Annotated in this window: 16 protein-coding genes; 3 read left to right on the top strand and 13 right to left on the bottom strand. The window is 66.8% G+C overall.

Features of this window, described 5'->3' with window-relative positions; all coding sequences use genetic code 11:
* Window positions 1-3: 3 nt before the first annotated feature.
* The 8 genes from EDF58_RS19740 to motA are packed head-to-tail and all read right to left on the bottom strand — an operon-like array spanning window position 4 to window position 6,647.
* On the bottom strand, window positions 4-393 hold the full coding sequence (locus EDF58_RS19740; protein WP_207913048.1) for a response regulator: 390 nt from the start codon (window positions 391-393) through the stop codon (window positions 4-6).
* A 12-nt stretch (window positions 394-405) separates the two neighbouring features.
* Window positions 406-1,437, bottom strand: coding sequence for a chemotaxis response regulator protein-glutamate methylesterase (locus EDF58_RS19735; protein WP_132268622.1), 1,032 nt, complete (start codon window positions 1,435-1,437; stop codon window positions 406-408).
* On the bottom strand, window positions 1,434-2,321 hold the full coding sequence (locus tag EDF58_RS19730; protein ID WP_132268620.1) for a CheR family methyltransferase: 888 nt from the start codon (window positions 2,319-2,321) through the stop codon (window positions 1,434-1,436). Before EDF58_RS19730 ends, EDF58_RS19735 begins: the two co-directional genes overlap by 4 nt.
* The gene (locus EDF58_RS19725; RefSeq protein WP_132268618.1) at window positions 2,321-2,812 is read right to left on the bottom strand and encodes a chemotaxis protein CheW; all 492 of its coding nucleotides are present in this window, start codon (window positions 2,810-2,812) and stop codon (window positions 2,321-2,323) included. Before EDF58_RS19725 ends, EDF58_RS19730 begins: the two co-directional genes overlap by 1 nt.
* Entirely contained in the window at window positions 2,809-5,058 is a 2,250-nt protein-coding gene (locus EDF58_RS19720; protein WP_132268617.1) for a chemotaxis protein CheA, read from the bottom strand. The genes EDF58_RS19725 and EDF58_RS19720 overlap by 4 nt, the downstream gene beginning before the upstream one ends.
* Window positions 5,055-5,420 (bottom strand): response regulator, encoded by a 366-nt coding sequence (locus EDF58_RS19715; protein WP_132268615.1) that lies wholly within the window; start codon window positions 5,418-5,420, stop codon window positions 5,055-5,057. Before EDF58_RS19715 ends, EDF58_RS19720 begins: the two co-directional genes overlap by 4 nt.
* Window positions 5,417-5,779, bottom strand: a complete 363-nt coding sequence (locus tag EDF58_RS19710; RefSeq protein ID WP_132268614.1) for an STAS domain-containing protein — start codon at window positions 5,777-5,779, stop codon at window positions 5,417-5,419. The genes EDF58_RS19715 and EDF58_RS19710 overlap by 4 nt, the downstream gene beginning before the upstream one ends.
* Window positions 5,763-6,647, bottom strand: a complete 885-nt coding sequence (gene motA, locus EDF58_RS19705; RefSeq protein WP_021233049.1) for a flagellar motor stator protein MotA — start codon at window positions 6,645-6,647, stop codon at window positions 5,763-5,765. The genes EDF58_RS19710 and motA overlap by 17 nt, the downstream gene beginning before the upstream one ends.
* Before the next feature lie 315 nt (window positions 6,648-6,962).
* On the opposite strand from motA, the gene flaF reads away from it, so the two are divergent.
* The 3 genes from flaF (at window position 6,963) to EDF58_RS19690 (ending at window position 10,827) form a co-directional block, all read left to right on the top strand.
* On the top strand, window positions 6,963-7,325 hold the full coding sequence (flaF, locus tag EDF58_RS19700) for a flagellar biosynthesis regulator FlaF (RefSeq protein ID WP_132268612.1): 363 nt from the start codon (window positions 6,963-6,965) through the stop codon (window positions 7,323-7,325).
* Window positions 7,326-7,510: 185 nt separating this feature from the next.
* Window positions 7,511-10,210 (top strand): PAS domain S-box protein, encoded by a 2,700-nt coding sequence (locus tag EDF58_RS19695; protein WP_165921489.1) that lies wholly within the window; start codon window positions 7,511-7,513, stop codon window positions 10,208-10,210.
* Complete coding sequence (locus EDF58_RS19690; RefSeq protein ID WP_132268609.1) at window positions 10,207-10,827, top strand: response regulator; 621 nt, start codon at window positions 10,207-10,209, stop codon at window positions 10,825-10,827. Before EDF58_RS19695 ends, EDF58_RS19690 begins: the two co-directional genes overlap by 4 nt.
* A gap of 129 nt (window positions 10,828-10,956) precedes the next feature.
* Here the strand turns inward: EDF58_RS19690 and EDF58_RS19685 are convergent, their stop codons facing one another.
* The 5 genes from EDF58_RS19685 to fliI form a co-directional block, all read right to left on the bottom strand.
* Complete coding sequence (locus tag EDF58_RS19685; protein ID WP_132268607.1) at window positions 10,957-12,387, bottom strand: alginate export family protein; 1,431 nt, start codon at window positions 12,385-12,387, stop codon at window positions 10,957-10,959.
* Between the two features lie 265 nt (window positions 12,388-12,652).
* Window positions 12,653-13,531: a sigma-70 family RNA polymerase sigma factor gene (locus tag EDF58_RS19680; RefSeq protein WP_132268605.1), complete on the bottom strand. Its 879-nt coding sequence runs from the start codon at window positions 13,529-13,531 to the stop codon at window positions 12,653-12,655.
* A 172-nt stretch (window positions 13,532-13,703) separates the two neighbouring features.
* Window positions 13,704-14,738 (bottom strand): peptidoglycan-binding protein, encoded by a 1,035-nt coding sequence (locus EDF58_RS19675; protein ID WP_132268784.1) that lies wholly within the window; start codon window positions 14,736-14,738, stop codon window positions 13,704-13,706.
* A complete protein-coding gene (locus tag EDF58_RS19670) occupies window positions 14,738-15,172 on the bottom strand; it encodes a hypothetical protein (protein ID WP_132268604.1) in 435 nt (144 codons plus the stop codon). Before EDF58_RS19670 ends, EDF58_RS19675 begins: the two co-directional genes overlap by 1 nt.
* Complete coding sequence (gene fliI, locus EDF58_RS19665) at window positions 15,156-16,493, bottom strand: flagellar protein export ATPase FliI (RefSeq protein ID WP_132268602.1); 1,338 nt, start codon at window positions 16,491-16,493, stop codon at window positions 15,156-15,158. Before fliI ends, EDF58_RS19670 begins: the two co-directional genes overlap by 17 nt.
* Between the last annotated feature and the right edge of the window lie 16 nt (window positions 16,494-16,509).

The following is a 16,509-nucleotide window of genomic DNA, read 5'->3' as shown; positions in this document are numbered from 1 at the left end:
CGTTCAGACCAGTTCGCCGAAGACGCGTTCGATCTTTTCCTTCAGCGCCGCCGGCGCGAAAGGCTTCACGACATAGTTGTTCACGCCCAGGGCCGCGGCCTTCTGGACCACTTCCTTGTCGGCGGAACCCGTGAGCATGATGAACACGGTCTTGCCGATCACCGGATCGTTGCGGACGGCTTCCAGGAATTCCAGGCCGTCCATTTCAGGCATGTTGTAGTCCGAGATGACCAGATGGACCCGGTCGGTCTTGATGGAGGCGAGTGCTTCCACCGCGCCGCCCTTGTCGCGAATGTCCTTGAAACCCAGATCCTGTAGCGTGCGACGGATCATCGCGCGCATGGACGTCTGATCGTCGACCACCATTACTTTTATTGCAGACGCTGCCGGCATGAACCGCTCCATTTACCTCCGACACGCGCCGAGGATTCCCTCGGGCATGGCGGACAAACTCAATTCCTTCTCCACCGCGCCCGCCTCGAAGGCAGCGCGGGGCATTCCGTAGACCACGCAAGTATCGCGGTTCTGCCCGAGCGTGCGGGCGCCGGCGTCGCGCATGGCCTTGAGGCCCATGGCGCCGTCCGAACCCATGCCGGTGAGGATCACCCCCACCGCGCGCGAGCCGAGCCGTGCGACCGAACGGAACAGCACGTCCACCGAAGGCCGGTGTCCGCTGACCGTGTCGCCGGCCACCAGCTTGACCTGCCCGCTGGTGCCGCCCAGCAGCTCCATGTGCTGGGCGCCGCCGGGCGCGAGATAGACCGTGCCCCGGCGCAAGTTCATGCCGTTCTGGGCCTCCACCACCTGCACCCGCGCGGTCTTGTCGAGCCGCGTGGCGAAGCTGCCGGTGAAGATCGCGGGCATGTGCTGCACCACCATGACCGGCGGGCAATCGGGCGGCAGGGCGCCGATGATCGAGAACAGGGCTTCCACCCCGCCGGTCGAGGCGCCCACCGCGATAACGACGTCGCGCAAGGTTCCCTGCGCGGCATTGACCGGGGTCGGCGGACTGGCGGTGCGGCGCACCGACGAGCGCGCCGCGGCCTTGACGATCTTGCGCAGCAGCGCCCCGTCCTGCGCGATCTCCAGCGGGTTGCCGGAAGGCTTGGCGATGCAGTCCACGGCCCCCAGGCGCATGGCCTCGATGGTCGCCTCGGTGCCGCGCGCCGTCAGGGTGGAGCACATGACCACCGGCATCGGCCGCAGGCGCATGATGCGTTCGAGGAACGACAGTCCGTCCATCCCGGGCATCTCGATGTCGAGCGTGACCACGTCGGGATTGAGCGACTTGATCATCTCGCGCGCGGCATGGGGCTCTGGCGCCATGCCGACCACTTCGATGGCGGGGTCGTGGCTCAGCAACTTGTTCAGCAGCGCGCGCATGGCGGCGCTGTCGTCCACGATCAGGACGCGCGTCTTTTCAGGCGCCAGGGTCATGCCGCGCCTCCGTCGTTGCGGACGTAGATCGTCTGCCCCGCCGGCTTCATCAGCCGGGTGGCGGGGCCGATCAGGCGCTCCGAATGGCCGATGTAGAGATAGCCGCCGGGCGCCAGCATCTCGACGAAGCGCGCCTCCAGCTCGGCCTTGGCGGTATCGTCGAAGTAGATCATCACGTTGCGGCAGAAAATCACGTCGTACTTGCGGCGCATCGGCCAGGGCTCGAACAAGTTGAGCACCCGTGCCGCCACCAGCTCGCGCAGCGGATCGGCCACGACATGGTCGCCGTTCGCTTCGGCCCGCATCCAGCGCCGACGATAGGTCTCGGGCACCGGCTCGACCGTGGCCGCCGAATAGCGCGCCTCCTGCACGGACTGCACGACATGCGGGGCGATGTCGGTGGCGAGCAGGCGCACGTCGCCCTGCTGGAGCCAGGCCGCGCTGGTCGGCCCGTCTCCTGCCAGGCACATGGCGATCGAATAGACTTCCTCGCCGCTGGAGCAGCCGGCGGACCAGATCCGCACTTTCTCGCCCTTGCGCGCACGGTCCTGCAGCTTGGGCAGGACGTCGCGGCGCAAGTGATCGAAGTGGTGGTTCTCGCGGAAGAAATGTGTGTGGTTGGTGGTCAGCGCCACCACCATGGCGTGGCGTTCCCCGGCATCGCGCTGGACCAGCGCGACGTAGTCCACGAAGCTCGTCAGCCCATGCTCGCGCAGGCGGCGGCTCAGCCGCGAGTGGACGAGCGTCATCTTGGCCTCGACCAGATGGATGCGCGCCTCTCGCTGCATGATCGCGGCAATGTCGCGGAACTGGGCGGGACGCAGCTCGGCAGTACCGCCTAACGCGCTGCCGCTCGTCGCTTCAGGGGAAGCCAGCACGGTCATTACGCGAAGTCCGGCACCTGGCGGGTGAGGCTCAGCGCGTCGAGGTCGAGCAGCAGGCACATGGCCTCGGCATTGGCCGCGGCATCATGGGTGCGGCGTTCGATCTTGACGAGACCGGCGATGGCGCCCTGCTCGTTGATCTCGACATCCGGCGCGGGCTGGATCTCGCTGCCCTGGATCACGACGATGTCCTGCACTTCGTCCACCAGGAAGCCGGCATGGCGACCGCCGATGGTGACGACGAGGATGCACGAGCGCGAATGCAGCTCGCTGGGCGCCCAGCCCAGGCGCTCGGACAGGCCGACCACGGGAACGACCGAGCCGCGCAAGTTGGTCACGCCCTTCACATAGGGCGGCACGCTCGGCAGCGGGGTGGGTTCCTCCCACTCGCGAATTTCGATCAGCGAGCGCATGTCGATGCCGAACAGGCGGTTGCCCAGGGTGAAAGTGACGATCTTGCGTTCGTCGAGTTCGCTATCTTCGGTGCTCATGCTGCCATTCCTTTCAGCGCATACTTGGATGAGCCGCCGGTCGGCGCGACCAGGGCATCGATGTCGAGGATCAGCGCGATCGAGCCGTCGCCCAGGATGGTCGCGCCGCCGAGACCGCGGATCGGGTGGAGGTTGTCCTCGAGGCTCTTGATCACGACTTCGCGGCGGTTATCGATCGTGTCGACCATGAGGCCGACGTTCCCGGCCGTCTCGCTCTCGACGATGATGACGAGCGAGTCCTCGGGCACGCGGTGGGACCGCATGCCGAACAGCTCGCCCACGCGGCGCACCGGCAGGTACTGCCCGCGCAGCTCGATCACTTCGGAGCTGGGCGAAGTCGCCTGGACCTGGCCCGGCTCGGGCTGGACGGTCTCGATCACATTGGCCAGCGGCAGCACGAAGCGCTGGTCGCCCAGGCGCACGATCATGCCGTCGAGGATCGCCAGAGTCAGCGGCAGCGCCATCGTGAAGGTCGTGCCCTCGCCCGGTACCGAGTTGATCTCCAGGCGGCCGCCCAGGGCCTCGACGTTGGAACGGACCACGTCCATGCCCACGCCCCGGCCCGAGATATTCGAGATCGTCTCGGCCGTGGAGAAGCCCGGCGCGCAGATCAGGCCGTCGATCTCCTCGTCGGAAATCGGCGCATCCGCGGAAATGATGCCGCGCTCGATCGCCTTGGCGCGCACGCGTTCGCGGTTGATGCCGCGCCCGTCGTCCCGCACGCGCACGATGATGCGTGCGCCCTTCTGCTCGGCGGACAAGTGGATTGTGCCTTCGGCGGGCTTGCCGGCGGCAAGGCGTTCCTCGGCGCTTTCGATGCCATGGTCCACTGCGTTGCGGATCATGTGGGTCAGCGGGTCGCCGATCTTCTCGATCACGCCCTTGTCCACTTCGGTCATCTCGCCGATGGTTTCGAGCACGACCTTCTTGCCGGTCTCGGCCGAAAGATCGCGCAGCATGCGCGGCACGCGCGAGAAGGCCTGCTTGATCGGCTGCGCGCGCAGCGACATCACGTTGTCCTGGATCTGCCGCGTCAGGCGCGAGAGTTCCGGCAGTTCGACGCGTTCCTGGTCGGCGGGCGAGAGCCGGTCCGACAGGATCGAACCGCGGATCACCAGTTCGCCCACAAGGTTGAGCAGCTGGTCCAGCTTGGACAAGTCCACGCGGATCGACTGCGCCACTTCGACGCTGCCCTGGCGGGCTTCCGCCTTGGGCTTTTCGGCCTGGGCCGGTGCCGCTTTCGCAGGCGCCGCCTGCACGACAGGGGCCGGTACCGCCGGAGCGGCGGCCGCGGGCACCAGCGTCAGCATCGGCTCGGCCGGTGCCAGGTCAAGATCCGGCAGGGAAACCGGCAGCGGCTCGAATACGCCGAAGCCGTCGAAGTCCTCTGCGGCCGGTTCCTCGACCACCACCATCACCACGGCGGCGGCACGCGCGATCTCGATCAGCGAGTCCGGGGCCACGAAGTCGAAGCAGTCGCGGATGTCCTGTTCGGCCACGCTGCCGGGCAGGGTCAGGGTCCAGACGAAATAGCTGTCCTCGGGATCGAGATCGCGCAGGCCCGGAAGCGCGCCGGTATCGACGGCGGTGACCGCCGCGCCCATCTCTTCCAGTTCGCGGATGACCAGCATCGGTTCGCCGCCATTGGCCAGCGCGCCGCGCGAAGGGCCGAAGCGAACGGTCCATCCGGCAGGCTCCGCCGGTTCCGGAGAGGCGAAATCGTCCAGCTCGACCGCCACCGGCTCGAAGCCGAAGGGATCGAAGTCGTCGATCACCGCCGCGACCGGCGTGAAGCCGAAATCGTCCAGCTCGGCCACCGGCTCGGGCGCAGCGACGACGGGCGAGGCCTGCGAGGCGGCGCCCTTGCTTTCCAGGATCGCGTCGAGCTGTTCCAGCATGACCGCGTCGGCCGGCGGCTCGGTGCCGCCCTGTGCCGCCGTGACATGATCCGAGAGGATGTCGAAGGCGCCCAGCATGGTCTGGGTCACTTCGCCGCTGGCGGGAATGCGGCCGGCGCGCACTTCGTCGAGCACGTTCTCGAAACGGTGCGAGAAGGCGAGCAGCGCGGCATGGCCGAAAGCGCCCGAACCGCCCTTGATCGAGTGGACGGCGCGGAACACGCCGGCGATCGTCTCGGACGAGACATCGCCTTCGGCCATCGCCGAAAGACCCTGTTCGGCCACGGCGAGACCTTCGGCGCACTCCTCGAAGAAGATGCCCTGGATTTCGTCGAGTTCGTCGCTCACGGGCAGACGCGGCGGACAGCCGCTCCCAGCTTGGCGGCTTCGAACGGCTTGGTGATCCAGCCCGTGGCCCCGGCTTCGCGGGCGCGGGTCTTCTTCTCGTCCGAGAACTCGGTGGAGAGCACCAGGATCGGCGTGCCGCGGAATTCGGGCACCGAACGGACCGCCTCGATCAGTTCGAAGCCGTCCATCTTGGGCATGTTGATATCGGTGATGAGCAGGTCGGGCTTCACCTCGTGCATGCGCTCGAGGCCGTGCTCGCCGTCATCGGCCGCTTCTACGCGGAAGCCCTGCGCGGCCAGCGAGGCCTTGAGAAGCATCCGCATCGAGGCGGAATCGTCGACGGTCAGGATGAGTTTGCTCACGACGGGAATTCCTCTTCAGATAGGCCGACGGCTTCTGCCAGTCCGCAGGCCTGCACGCGCTCGACGAAGGCCGTGCTGGGATTGACGATTTCGAATTCGTGGCCGGCGTCCAGCGCCTCGGTGCGCGCGGCGACCAGGAGTTGCAGCACGGCCTGGCCCACCGTCTCGACCCGGCTGGCGTCGATGTTCATCGCACCTTCGAAGTCGCAGGCCAGGACCATGCGGACGCGCAAGTCTTCGGCCGTCACGGTGGAGCCATGGACCGGCAGTTGCAGCGCGCGGTCCTCTCCGGCGAAATCCGCGGCAGCGGCGTCCAGTCCGAACTCTTCGAACGGCACGGGTTCAGGCAGGTTTGGCATTGAGCTGATCCTTCACTTCGTCGAGCGCGGTCTCGAGCTGCGTGAACGAAGGGGCATAGGGAGACGGCGTCATGCGGCGCGCAAGCTCGATGGCCACTTCGGTCGGCTGGCCCTGCGCGTGTCCGACGATCGCGGTCTTGACGATGAGGTAGGGCTTGAAATCGGAATCGATGATCTGCTGCAGCTTCTGCGCGATCGGCCCGACCAGGCAGTAGGCCAGCAGCACGCCCAGGAACGTACCGACCAGAGCGCCGCCGATCATCGCGCCGAGGATCTCGGTGGGCTGGTCGATCGAACTCATGGTCTTGATGACGCCCAGAACGGCGGCGACGATGCCGAGGGCAGGCAGGCCGTCGGCCATCATCTGCAGCGCGTGCTGCGGGGCCAGTTCCTCGGCATGGTGGCGCTCGATGTCACCTTCCATCGCCTCGGCCAGCTGGTGCGGGTCCTCGAAGTTGACGGTCATCATGCGCAAGTAGTCGCAGATGAACTCGATCAGCCCCTCGTCCCCCAGCAGGCGGGGATAGCGCATGAAGATGCTGCTTTCCTCGGGCGCGTCGAGATGCTTCTCGATCGAGTTCGCGCCTTCCTTGCGGAAAGTGGCGAGCAGCGTGAAGAGCAGCGCCAGGAGATCGCGGAAGTCGACCTCGGTCCAGCGTCCGCCCTTGAAGACGCGCTGGATCCCCGCCCAGGTCTTCTTGACCGTGGTCATCGAGTTGCCGAGGATGAACGCACCCACCGCCGCGCCGGCAATGGCCAGCATTTCGTGCGGCAGGGCGTGAGCGATGACCATTATGTTACCGCCCGACATCAGGAAGCTGCCGAAGACGCACAGCAGGATGACGACGAGGCCGATGGCGTTGAGCATGAAGAAGATCCGCGATTGATGGCCGCAAAAGGTTACGGGGCCGAAGCCCTGCGTTAGTTATAGGATGCTCGGGCCGGGGGCGGTGCGGGGCGATGGAAATTAGGCGCAGCGATGCCCGGCGGCGTCCTTGCGTATCCGGCAGTGGCCCCGTCCCCGCTCGCCATCGCCAGGCGCCGCGAGGAAGACGGACTTAGGCTCCTCGGCGGTCCCGGATCGGGAACGCCGCGACGGCGCATCGCAAAACGGACCGCCCTGCGACCGCTCGGTGCGTCTTTGTCCTATATGAGGGAGGCGGACGTCCTTGCTGGAGCCATCATGTCACTCAATGCCTACCAACGCGTGCAACAGATCGCCGCGACGCCTCGCCGGAACGAATACCGGCTGATGAGCCAGATCACCGGCGAAATGATCGCCGCACGCGATGCCGGCCTGCGCGGCGCACAGCTTGCGCCTGCGCTTCACCGCAATCGCCAGGCCTGGTCCACCTTCTCTTCGATGTGCGCGGGCCAGGGCAATCAACTACCGGACGACTTGCGCGCGCGGATCATCTCGATCGGTCTGTGGGTGGACAAGTATACGTCGGAAGTCATTACAGGCCATGACACCATCGACGATTTGATCGTGGTAAATCGCGCGATCATAGAAGGACTTGCAAACGAGAACGGTACTGGCAACTAAGGAAAATCACTTAACGATTTCCTTCATCTTTTTTAGAAAAGATAATCAAGCGCTTATTCGTCTGCCACCGGAAAGCACCGGATTGCCATCTCGACCGTCTATTTACAAAGATGCGTAAAGCTCTATTTGCCCGTTCGCCTTGAAGCCAAAGTGCAAGGCGCAATAAGCGGGTCGGAATGCAGGAATTGAATCCACCGCCGCAGCGCTTGGGCGGGTCGCTTCCTGTCGGGATGGCACCGGCCATTCCCGCCCTCGTCCTCGCGGCCCAACTTGTCTGCGCCATCGTCCTTTGCGGCTGGGCTTTCGGCATGCCGGGCCTTGCCGGAATCGGCACGGACGGCTTCCTCATGCAGCCGCTGACGGCCGTGGGCTGCAGCGCCACCGGCATCGGTATCCTGCTCGGCGCCGCCTCCCGGCGCAGCGCCGCACGATGGGCCATGGCCGTACCCCTCGTCATAGGATGTTCCTCGCTCATCCAGGAATGGGCAGGCGTCTCGCTCGGCATGGACCGCCTGCTGTTTGCGGACAGCGTCCTTCACCAGACCCGGCCCTACCCCGGCCGCCCCGGCGTGCTGCCCGCGCTCGGCCTCGTGCTGCTGGCTCTTTCCGCCCTCTCCCTCGGTTCCTCGCGCCGCGCCCTGCGCCGTCTCACCGTGGTCTTCGCCTGCATCGCCATCGCCGTCGCCGCGATTTCGGGCATGCTCCTGCCGCTGGGCATCAGCACGCCGGGCCCGGAGACCCGCCACGCGCTCATGTCCGTGCCGACGGCCGTGACCATCTGCCTGCTCGCGGTGGGCCTCATCGCACTGCGCCGCCAGAGCGCCTGGCCGCGGCAACCCGATTGCGGGTTCGGCTCCGCCACTCTCCAGGCCTGCCTGCTGCTCTGCGTCTCCCTGCCGGTCGTCTCGGCCCTGGCGCATTTCTGGGTCGAGCGCTCGGGAGCGGTCTCTACCGAGATGATCGAGATCGTCCAGGCCGTGGCCCAGGTGGCCCTGTCCTGCGGCCTGATCGCCTGGGCCTGGATGCGCATCGCCCGCGAGAGCGGCGCCCGCTGGGCCGTGAACCTCGCCCTCGATTCCGCCCCCGTCGCCATCACCGATGTCGACGGCAGGATCCTGCGCTGGTCGGCCGGCTGCGAGCGCCTTTACGGCTGGACCTCGGAGCAGGCGCTCGGCCGCTTCCAGCAGAAGCTCACCGGCACCCCGCCGATCGCCACCAGCGACATCGAGGCGCTGCTCGCCGGCGCCCGGCAGGAGCGCGAAGTGACCGCCTATCGCAAGGACGGCACCATGCTGCGCGTCCTGCACAGCAGCCAGGCCGTGCAGCCGCGCTCCGACATCGCGCCCATGGTGGTTCACGCCATGACCGACATCACCGCCCGCACCCGCGCCGAACACGCCATGCTCGCCAGCGACGCGCGCCTCTCGCTGGCGGTGGACCTCCACGAACTCGGCATCTTCGAATGGTCGCTTGCCACGGACCGCTTCGTCTTTCACGGCCATGCCGAGCGCCTGTTCGGGCTGGAGCCCGGCCTGTTCGACGGCGGGATCGACGCCTGGAAACGCCATCTGCGCCAGACGTTCGGAACCTCCTTCCGCATGCCCGGCCCGCCCGAAGCCTGGAGCGCGGGCCGCTACGGCTTCCGCCTGGTCGCGGTGGAGGCAGGCGTCGTCAAAGTCGTCGAGGGAACCGCGCATATCCACCGCGGCCCAGGCGAGAACGATGTGTCGATGATCGGCATCGTCATGGATGCGACCCAGCGCGAACAGCATGCCGAAATGCTGAAATCGCGCGAATCCGAACTGCGCTCGATCCTGGAAACCGTGCCGGAGGCGATGATCACCATCGACGGGGGCGGGCAGATCCGCTCGTTCTCGACCACGGCCGAAACGCTGTTCGGCTATGCCGCGGCCGAAGTCCTGGGCAAGGACGTGCGCCTGCTGCTGCCGCGCTATGTCCGGCCGTCCACCGACCCGGCGCTGCCCGGCCAGGGCAATCCCGCCATCACCAGCATCACCGCCGGCCTCGACCGCAACGGCAACGAACTGCCGATCGAAATCGCGGTGGGCGCGGCCAATGTGGGCAACGAGCGGATCGCCATCGCCTTCATCCGCAACTTGCGCGAGCAGATGGCCACCCAGGCCCGCCTCAATGAACTGCGCGAGCAGGTGCTCCACGCCTCGCGGGTCAGCGCCATGGGCGAGATGGGCGCCGGCCTGGCGCATGAGCTGAACCAGCCGCTGACCGCCACTTCCAATCTGCTGGGCGCCATCGACCTGGCGATGGCGCGCGGCGGCGATCCCGAGCAGGTGCGCTGCATGCTGGAACTGGCGCGCCAGGAAGTGCTGCGCGCCGGCTCCATCATCCGCCGCATGCGCGCCTTCGTTTCCAAGGGCGAGCTGGAAATTCGCGCCGAGCCGCTGGACGAAGTGATCGCCGAAACCCTGCAGCTTGCGCGCTCGCGCAGCCGGGTACCGGGGGTCCGTCTCAGCTATCGCCCCAGTGTCGTGGCTCCATCCATCCTTGCCGATCGCATCCAAATGCAGCAGGTGCTGGTGAACGTCCTCAACAACGCCTTCGACGCGCTCGCGGGCCTCAACGACAGGCTGCCGGAAATCACTCTTTCAACCCGCCAACTGAACGATGGCCACATCATGATCAGTGTTATCGACAACGGCCCGGGCTTGCCCGAAGCCATCATAAACCGCCCCTTCGAGGCCTTTTCGTCTACCAAGACGACGGGCATGGGGCTTGGTCTGTCGATCTGCCGCCGCATCGTGGAAGCGCATGGCGGGCGCTTCTCCTTGCGGAACGTCCCCGATGGGGGCGCGGCGGTCGAATTCACGCTGCCCAGCTACAGCGAGCTGGAGCTCAGGGCAGGATGACGTCGCGGCGCATCTATATCGTCGACGACGACCTGGCCGTACGCACTTCGCTCGAATATCTGCTGTCGATGATCGGGGAGAGCCGGATCAGCTGCTTCGATTCCGGGGACAGCTTCCTGGAAGCGGCGCCCTTGCTGGAGCCGGGCTGCCTGCTGCTGGATTTGCAGATGCCGGGGGCGTCAGGGCTGCAAGTGCTCAGCACGGTGGGCGGGCGGCCGACCCGTTTCGTGCCGATCGTGCTCACGGGGGAAGGCGACGTCTCCGTGGCGGTGCAGGCGATGAAGCTCGGTGCGATCGACTTCATCGAAAAGCCCTGCGACCATCTCAAGCTGATGAACGCGGTGGAATCCGCTTTCACCCAGCAGGCCGTCTCGACCGCGGAAGAGCGGCGCAAGGAAAAGGCGATCTCGCTGCTGGAGCAGCTTTCGCCGCGGGAGCTGGACGTGCTCAAGGGCCTGATCGACGGGCAATCGAACAAGATCATTGCCCATGCGCTCGACATCAGCCCGCGCACGGTGGAAATCTACCGCGCCAAGCTGATGGAAAAGCTGCAGGTGCGCAGCCTTTCCGAAGTGCTGCGCATCGCCTTTGCGGCGGGCCTCGTGCCGATGGATTGACCGGGCCTTTCGAAAGTCCGCCGCGCATCTCGGATGCCCGGGCGGCGGCTTTCGCGATACCAGGGATGCCCCGCCCGGCTCAGGAGAGAGGCCGGACGGGGCAGGTCCACAGGGTACGCCGGTTATTCTTCAGAAGTCGAAATAGAGATCCACGTAGCCGTATCGGGTGTCGCCGGTCTGCGGGGCATTGGGCGCGTTCTTGAGGAAGCCGCCCTTGGCGAGATAGGCCACGCCCGTGTCGACCCGCAGCACGTCCGGGATCAGGGTGCGCCGATAGCGGGCTTCCACCTGGTTGCCGGCAAAGCTGCCGCTCCGCCCGGACACGTCCTTCACGCCGGTGTTGGAAAAGGCATCGGTCTTGGAATCCAGCCAGAGCGCGCGGTACATCACCATCACGTCGGACTTCTTGTCCGGCTTCACTTCAAGCCGCGCGCCGCCCGAAATCGTGTTGAAGCGGCCAACCGCGCCGTAGAGCCCGGTCGGGCCGAAATCGAACCGCCGGGCGCCGAACAGCGTGTCGAAGCGGTTGTAGGTCCCCGCCTTGGAACGGTCGCCGCTGGCGATGTCGAAGTCGAGCGAGACGCGCGGCTTCCATCCGCCGGCGAAGGTGTTGCCCGCTTCGGCGTGGATGAAGTAGGCCGAGACGTCCAGGTCGGCCCGGTCGGTGGGCGCGGTCGTCGCCCGGGTGCGGCCGAACTGGTAGGCACCCTCGACATCGTAGTCCAGATGGCCAGCCTTCGGCGCGCGATAGGCACGCAGGCCCGGCGTGAAGATGTGGCGGTTGCGGGTCGGCCGGTCGGCGCTGTCGCGTTCCGCCAGACCATAGCCGTAGACTTCCAGAGAGCCGCCGAACACGCCGGCCTTGGTCAGCGAGCCGCCATAGAACTGGAGGTCCGTGGTCTCTTCGTCACGCTTCACCGAATTGTCGTGGATGCCTTCGGAATCATCCGGCAGGCGCAGCTGCGGCATCGTCCAGAGCAGGGTCAGTTGGTCTCCGCCGCGGCCCTTCCACTGGAAATTGACGCCGGTGAAGGCATTGGTGCTGTTGCGGAACGACTGGCGCGCCACCAGGCGGCGCGATCCCAGGTTCATCGTGAAACGACCCGCCGTGAGCTGCGCCTTGGAACCGCCGCCCATGCCGAAGTCCAGCCCGACATAGGCTTGGACCATTTCCAGTGCATCGACTTCGCCGGTGCCCGCGGAGGAATTGGACTTCTCGCCATAGGCGCGGGCGTCCCAGAGTTCGCCGCCGACCCGCCAGGGCCCGCCATCGTATTCGACCAGGAGCGAGGTCTTGAGGGAGAACATGGCGTCGTCCTCGGCCGCGGTGGGACGGAACTGTCCGTCGATCCCTTCGACGCGGGCGCGGACTTCGCCCTTGATGGTCAGCCCTTCCGGCGCGCCGACCGCGGTTTCCAGCATGCCGTCGGCATGGGCAGTGCCGGTATGTCCGACGAGCAGCAGACCGCCGCCCATCATGCCCAGCAGCGCGCGGGCGCGCCAGGATTGCGGACCGAAATTCCAGTCCTTGCGGACCGGGTCGAACAGGCAGGCACTCATCACGATCTCCCGAAGTAGCGGTCCATTATAGGATAATGACCGCAACCGCAGGCGACCGGATCCCGGTTTTCGCCCTCAGCCCTGTCCAATTTTCCTGGCAGCTTCAAAGCACACCCGGCAACGATGAAAAAGCCCCTTGCGCCGGGTGGAGCGGGGGGTGCAGCGGCCCCGCATTACAAGGCCGCTGCGAAGTCTCTGGATCAGGCCGGGACACGCGCGGTACGCGCATTTCCCGGCGGCGGCGCCCCAGGTCGCGCCGGCGCGCTCAGTGCGCGGCGGCCGGCGCCAGCATCGACTGGCGGTATTCCGCCATCATCGTGAAACGCGGATCGGCCACGGCCAGGTCGCTCATGGTCTTGGCGGCGCGCTTGGCGATCTGGCGCACGCGCTCCTTGGCCACGCTGTTTTCATCGTCCGCCGTCTCGAGCGCGGTCATCTCGAAGAGACGGCCTTCCACGACCTTGCGGTTGTGCTCCAGGCGCTCTTCCAGTTCCGCCAGTTCGGTGGGATCGAGCATGGACTTTCCGGTGCGCCAGACCGAGCGGCGCGTGCCGGCCTCGGCACGGGGCGCCTTCTTGGGCTGAGCCTTGCGGCGGATGCGCTCCACGCCGATGTTGCGCAAGTGATCGACATAGCTGTCGGTCAGCGAGGCCATGGCCTGACGGGCAAGATAGTCCGAAGCGCCCGATTCCGTGCGGCCCAGGGCATCCTCGTCCTCGATGGAGGCCACGATCGACTGACCCTCGCCGTCCTCGCCCCCGGCGATCGCGTCGAGCGATACAGTGACCGCCTCGACCTTCTTGGCGGAAGGACGCTGGTCAGTCATCAGGCGGAAGCGCAGGCTCTGCAGCTCGCCGCGGATCTGCCAGTTCACGAAAGTGGTGAACTGCGCCTTTTCGGGATCGTAGGCCTGGATGCCGCGGTGCACCGCGATGGCGCATACCTGCTCGGCGTCGTCCCAATGGGCGACCAGACCGTACTGGCGGATGAAGTGGCGGATGCGCGGCGCGATCAGCTTGATGATCTGCGCGAAGGCGCGGTCCACGAGCACGCGCTGACGTGCGGACTGCGGCTGGCCATCGGCCGGCATGTTCGCTCTGACGGCGGCGACCGCGGCTTCCAGAGCGATTGTGATCTTCGACATGTTGAACCCCCGGTTAGAGAGGAGCCTCGGGCGCCCATCGCCGCTGCTCCACTTCAACAAGACCTGTTGTCTCGTGAATTTCTGAACGCGAGGTTAATCCTATAAACTTGTTTCCTATATTTCCTATAAATTTTTTCACTTCGTCGGGAACCAAGTGCATTTTGCCGTAATATCAGCCGGCGAAACGGTCCGGACGGATGTTGCGGCCGACATAATCGAGCAGCCAAGAACGGTGCGCAGCGGTTGCGCTGCCCGCCATTTCGATGCGGCGATTCGCACTGGCGGTGCCCACCTGCGCATTGAGCAGGGTGCGCGCACGGTCTGGAGAGAGCCCGCCCTTCAGGAAACGCACCGCATCGCCCAGGCCGAGATGGTGGCCGAGATAAGCTGCCTGCGCGACTTCGACCACGTCTCCGCCGATCCGCACGCCCGACCCGCGCAAGGCGTCCAGGTTGGTGCGGGCATAGTCCGCAATCGTCTCGATCGCGGCCTGGGGATCGTAGCGCAGCGCCAGCAAGGCACCGCGGCTCTCGCCGCGAACGTGCCCGCGCTCGTTGAGCCAGCCGTTCTGCTGGGCCATGGCATGAAGCCAGGTACCCTGGCGCTCTGCCTGCCCTTCCCAGGTCCGGTTGAGAAACTGGCCGAGCCCGGCGGCGCTGGATCGCGGGTTGCGCGAATAAGGGAGCCAACGGCCGTCGGAGCCTTTCGCCGCCTCGGCATTCACGATCGTGGCGAGTGCCGCCGCCGGAATGCCGGTGCGCGAAGCCGCCGTGCCGAGCGTACCGGCGTAGCGGGCATTGGGCCCTTCCTGCATGGCCAGGGCGCGGCTTGCGTCATCGTTGCGGCCGCCCCTGCCCTCGCCGCTGTCGCGCCGCGCCTCGCGGTCCCAGCCGCCGGCAGCCGATCCGCAGGACGGATCCTCCACCGGAGCCTTGGGCATGGCCGGATCGGCCACGGAGGCCTGTCCGCTCGCCGCTCTGGTGCGTTCATCCAGCAGGGTGAGCAAACCATCCAGTCCCAGCGGGTCGGAACGCTTGTCGGCCAGTCCTCTCGACTGCGTGTCGTCTTCTCCGCCCAGCGCCGCACGCCAGAGCCGGCCCGACAGTTCGCTGCGGGCCTGGCTGTAGATCAGCTGCGCCTTCTGCGCCGGTGTCATGCCCTGGAGGCTGCCGGCCTGAGCGCCATGAGCGGTTGCGCCCTCGATCATCACGAGGTCTCGCGCCGAACGGCGCGGCGGGCCTTGATGAAGGACATGGCGGCGAAGTCGTCGATCCCGGCCTGCTCGGCATTGGCGAGCACCCGCTCGGCGTCCTGCCGGTAGCCGTCCGCGGCCGTCTCGATGGCGCGGAACGTGCCATAAGCATCGACCGCCTGATCGCGCAGCTCGTCGAGCCGGGCCTTGAGCTGCACCTGGCGGACCGTCAGCAGCCGGCGCTCGCCGCGCATGCGCTGGAGATAGGCGTGCGAGCAGACCGCCAGATCGCCGGCCGCCAGATCGGCCTCGCGGCTCATCGACACGGCCACGCGGTCCCGCGCCTTTTCCACTTCGCCCAGCACACCGGACTGGTTGCTGATCGCTGCGCTCATTTCGTCGATCTCACGCTGCTGCACGCGCAGCGCGGCGTCATAGGGTGTCTTCATCCGGGACCTCCATCAGCGCCGCCAGTGCGTCGAAACTCTCCTGCGCGAAACCGCGATCCTGCTTGCCCTGCTTGAGCAGGTCTTCGATGCGCGGCGCCAGCGCCACGGCGCGATCCACTTCCGCGCTCGACCCGGCGCGATAGGCACCGAGGCGGACCATTTCTTCCATGTCCTTGTACGTCGCCATCTCGCGACGGGCGGCCAGGCGGATATGGTTTTCCTCCTCGCCCAAACAGTGCGGCAGGGTTCGCGAGACGGACTTGAGCACGTCGATCGCGGGATAGCGCCCGCGTTCCGCAATCTGGCGGGTAATGACGATGTGACCATCGAGAATGCCGCGGACGGCGTCCGCCACCGGCTCGTTATGATCGTCGCCGTCGACAAGCACGGTGAACAGGCCGGTGATCGCGCCCTGCCCCGGAAGCCCGGGCCCGGCGCGTTCCAGCAGGCGCGGCAGTTCGGCGAAAACGGTGGGCGTGTAGCCCTTGGTCGCTGGCGGCTCGCCACTGGCCAGGCCGATCTCGCGCTGCGCCATGGCGAAGCGGGTGACCGAGTCCATCAGGCACAGGACATTGAGCCCCTGGTCGCGAAAATGTTCGGCCACGGTCAAGGTGGTCCATGCCGCCTGGCGGCGCATCAGGGCGGGCTCGTCGGAAGTGGCGACCACCACGACGCTGCGGGCCAGGCCTTCCTCGCCGAGGTCGTCCTGCACGAATTCCTGAACCTCGCGCCCGCGCTCGCCGATCAAACCGATCACGGCGACATCGCACTCGGTCCAGCGCGCCAGCATCGACAGCAACACCGACTTGCCCACGCCCGAGCCTGCAAACAGGCCGAGCCGCTGGCCGCGGCACAGCGGCGCGAACAGATCGAGCGCGCGAACGCCCGTGGAAAGCCGCGAGCCCACGCGCGCACGCGCCGAAGCGGGCGGCGGTGATGCCTTGATCTTGCGCAGCAGGGCGCCCTGTTCAAGCGGCCCCTTGCCGTCGACCGGGCGGCCGAGGCCGTCCACCATGCGACCGAGCCAGGCGCTCGATGGGCGCAAGGCGAACTGGCTGGCGGAAAGGTCTGCGCGCGATCCGGAGGCGATGCCCTGCGGCTCGCTGAACGGCATGCAGTGTGCAATGCCCCGGTCCAGTCCGGTGACTTCCGCCTCGACTTGTCCGGTCGGCGAATTCAGCGTCACGCGGGAGCCGATCTGCGCCGCGCCCGAAAGGCCCTCGACCTCGATCAGGGCGCCGCGCACGGCCACGACCCGGCCATAGCGCTGGTCGGGGGTAAGCAGGCGAAGACCTGCAGCGGCGGCGGCGAGACTGGCCATCGGAGGAGCGCTTCTT

Origin of the sequence: Novosphingobium sp. PhB57 (assembly GCF_004342985.1) — a bacterium.
Classification (GTDB): Bacteria; Pseudomonadota; Alphaproteobacteria; order Sphingomonadales; family Sphingomonadaceae; genus Novosphingobium.
The sequence above is the reverse complement of the archived record's forward strand: the minus strand, read 5'-3'. Positions and strand labels throughout refer to the sequence as shown.

Excerpts from the sequence above, each read along its gene's own strand:
- EDF58_RS19735 (WP_132268622.1), bottom strand. The coding sequence starts at position 1,437 with ATGACCCTGGCGCCTGAAAAGACGCGCGTCCTGATCGTGGACGACAGC.
- EDF58_RS19680 (WP_132268605.1), bottom strand. The coding sequence starts at position 13,531 with ATGTCGAAGATCACAATCGCTCTGGAAGCCGCGGTCGCCGCCGTCAGA.
- EDF58_RS19670 (WP_132268604.1), bottom strand. The coding sequence starts at position 15,172 with ATGAAGACACCCTATGACGCCGCGCTGCGCGTGCAGCAGCGTGAGATC.
- EDF58_RS19730 (WP_132268620.1), bottom strand. The coding sequence starts at position 2,321 with ATGACCGTGCTGGCTTCCCCTGAAGCGACGAGCGGCAGCGCGTTAGGC.
- EDF58_RS19690 (WP_132268609.1), top strand. The coding sequence starts at position 10,207 with ATGACGTCGCGGCGCATCTATATCGTCGACGACGACCTGGCCGTACGC.
- flaF (WP_132268612.1), top strand. The coding sequence starts at position 6,963 with ATGTCACTCAATGCCTACCAACGCGTGCAACAGATCGCCGCGACGCCT.
- EDF58_RS19740 (WP_207913048.1), bottom strand. The coding sequence starts at position 393 with ATGCCGGCAGCGTCTGCAATAAAAGTAATGGTGGTCGACGATCAGACG.
- motA (WP_021233049.1), bottom strand. The coding sequence starts at position 6,647 with ATGCTCAACGCCATCGGCCTCGTCGTCATCCTGCTGTGCGTCTTCGGC.
- EDF58_RS19675 (WP_132268784.1), bottom strand. The coding sequence starts at position 14,738 with ATGATCGAGGGCGCAACCGCTCATGGCGCTCAGGCCGGCAGCCTCCAG.
- EDF58_RS19685 (WP_132268607.1), bottom strand. The coding sequence starts at position 12,387 with ATGAGTGCCTGCCTGTTCGACCCGGTCCGCAAGGACTGGAATTTCGGT.
- EDF58_RS19725 (WP_132268618.1), bottom strand. The coding sequence starts at position 2,812 with ATGAGCACCGAAGATAGCGAACTCGACGAACGCAAGATCGTCACTTTC.
- fliI (WP_132268602.1), bottom strand. The coding sequence starts at position 16,493 with ATGGCCAGTCTCGCCGCCGCCGCTGCAGGTCTTCGCCTGCTTACCCCC.
- EDF58_RS19710 (WP_132268614.1), bottom strand. The coding sequence starts at position 5,779 with ATGCCAAACCTGCCTGAACCCGTGCCGTTCGAAGAGTTCGGACTGGAC.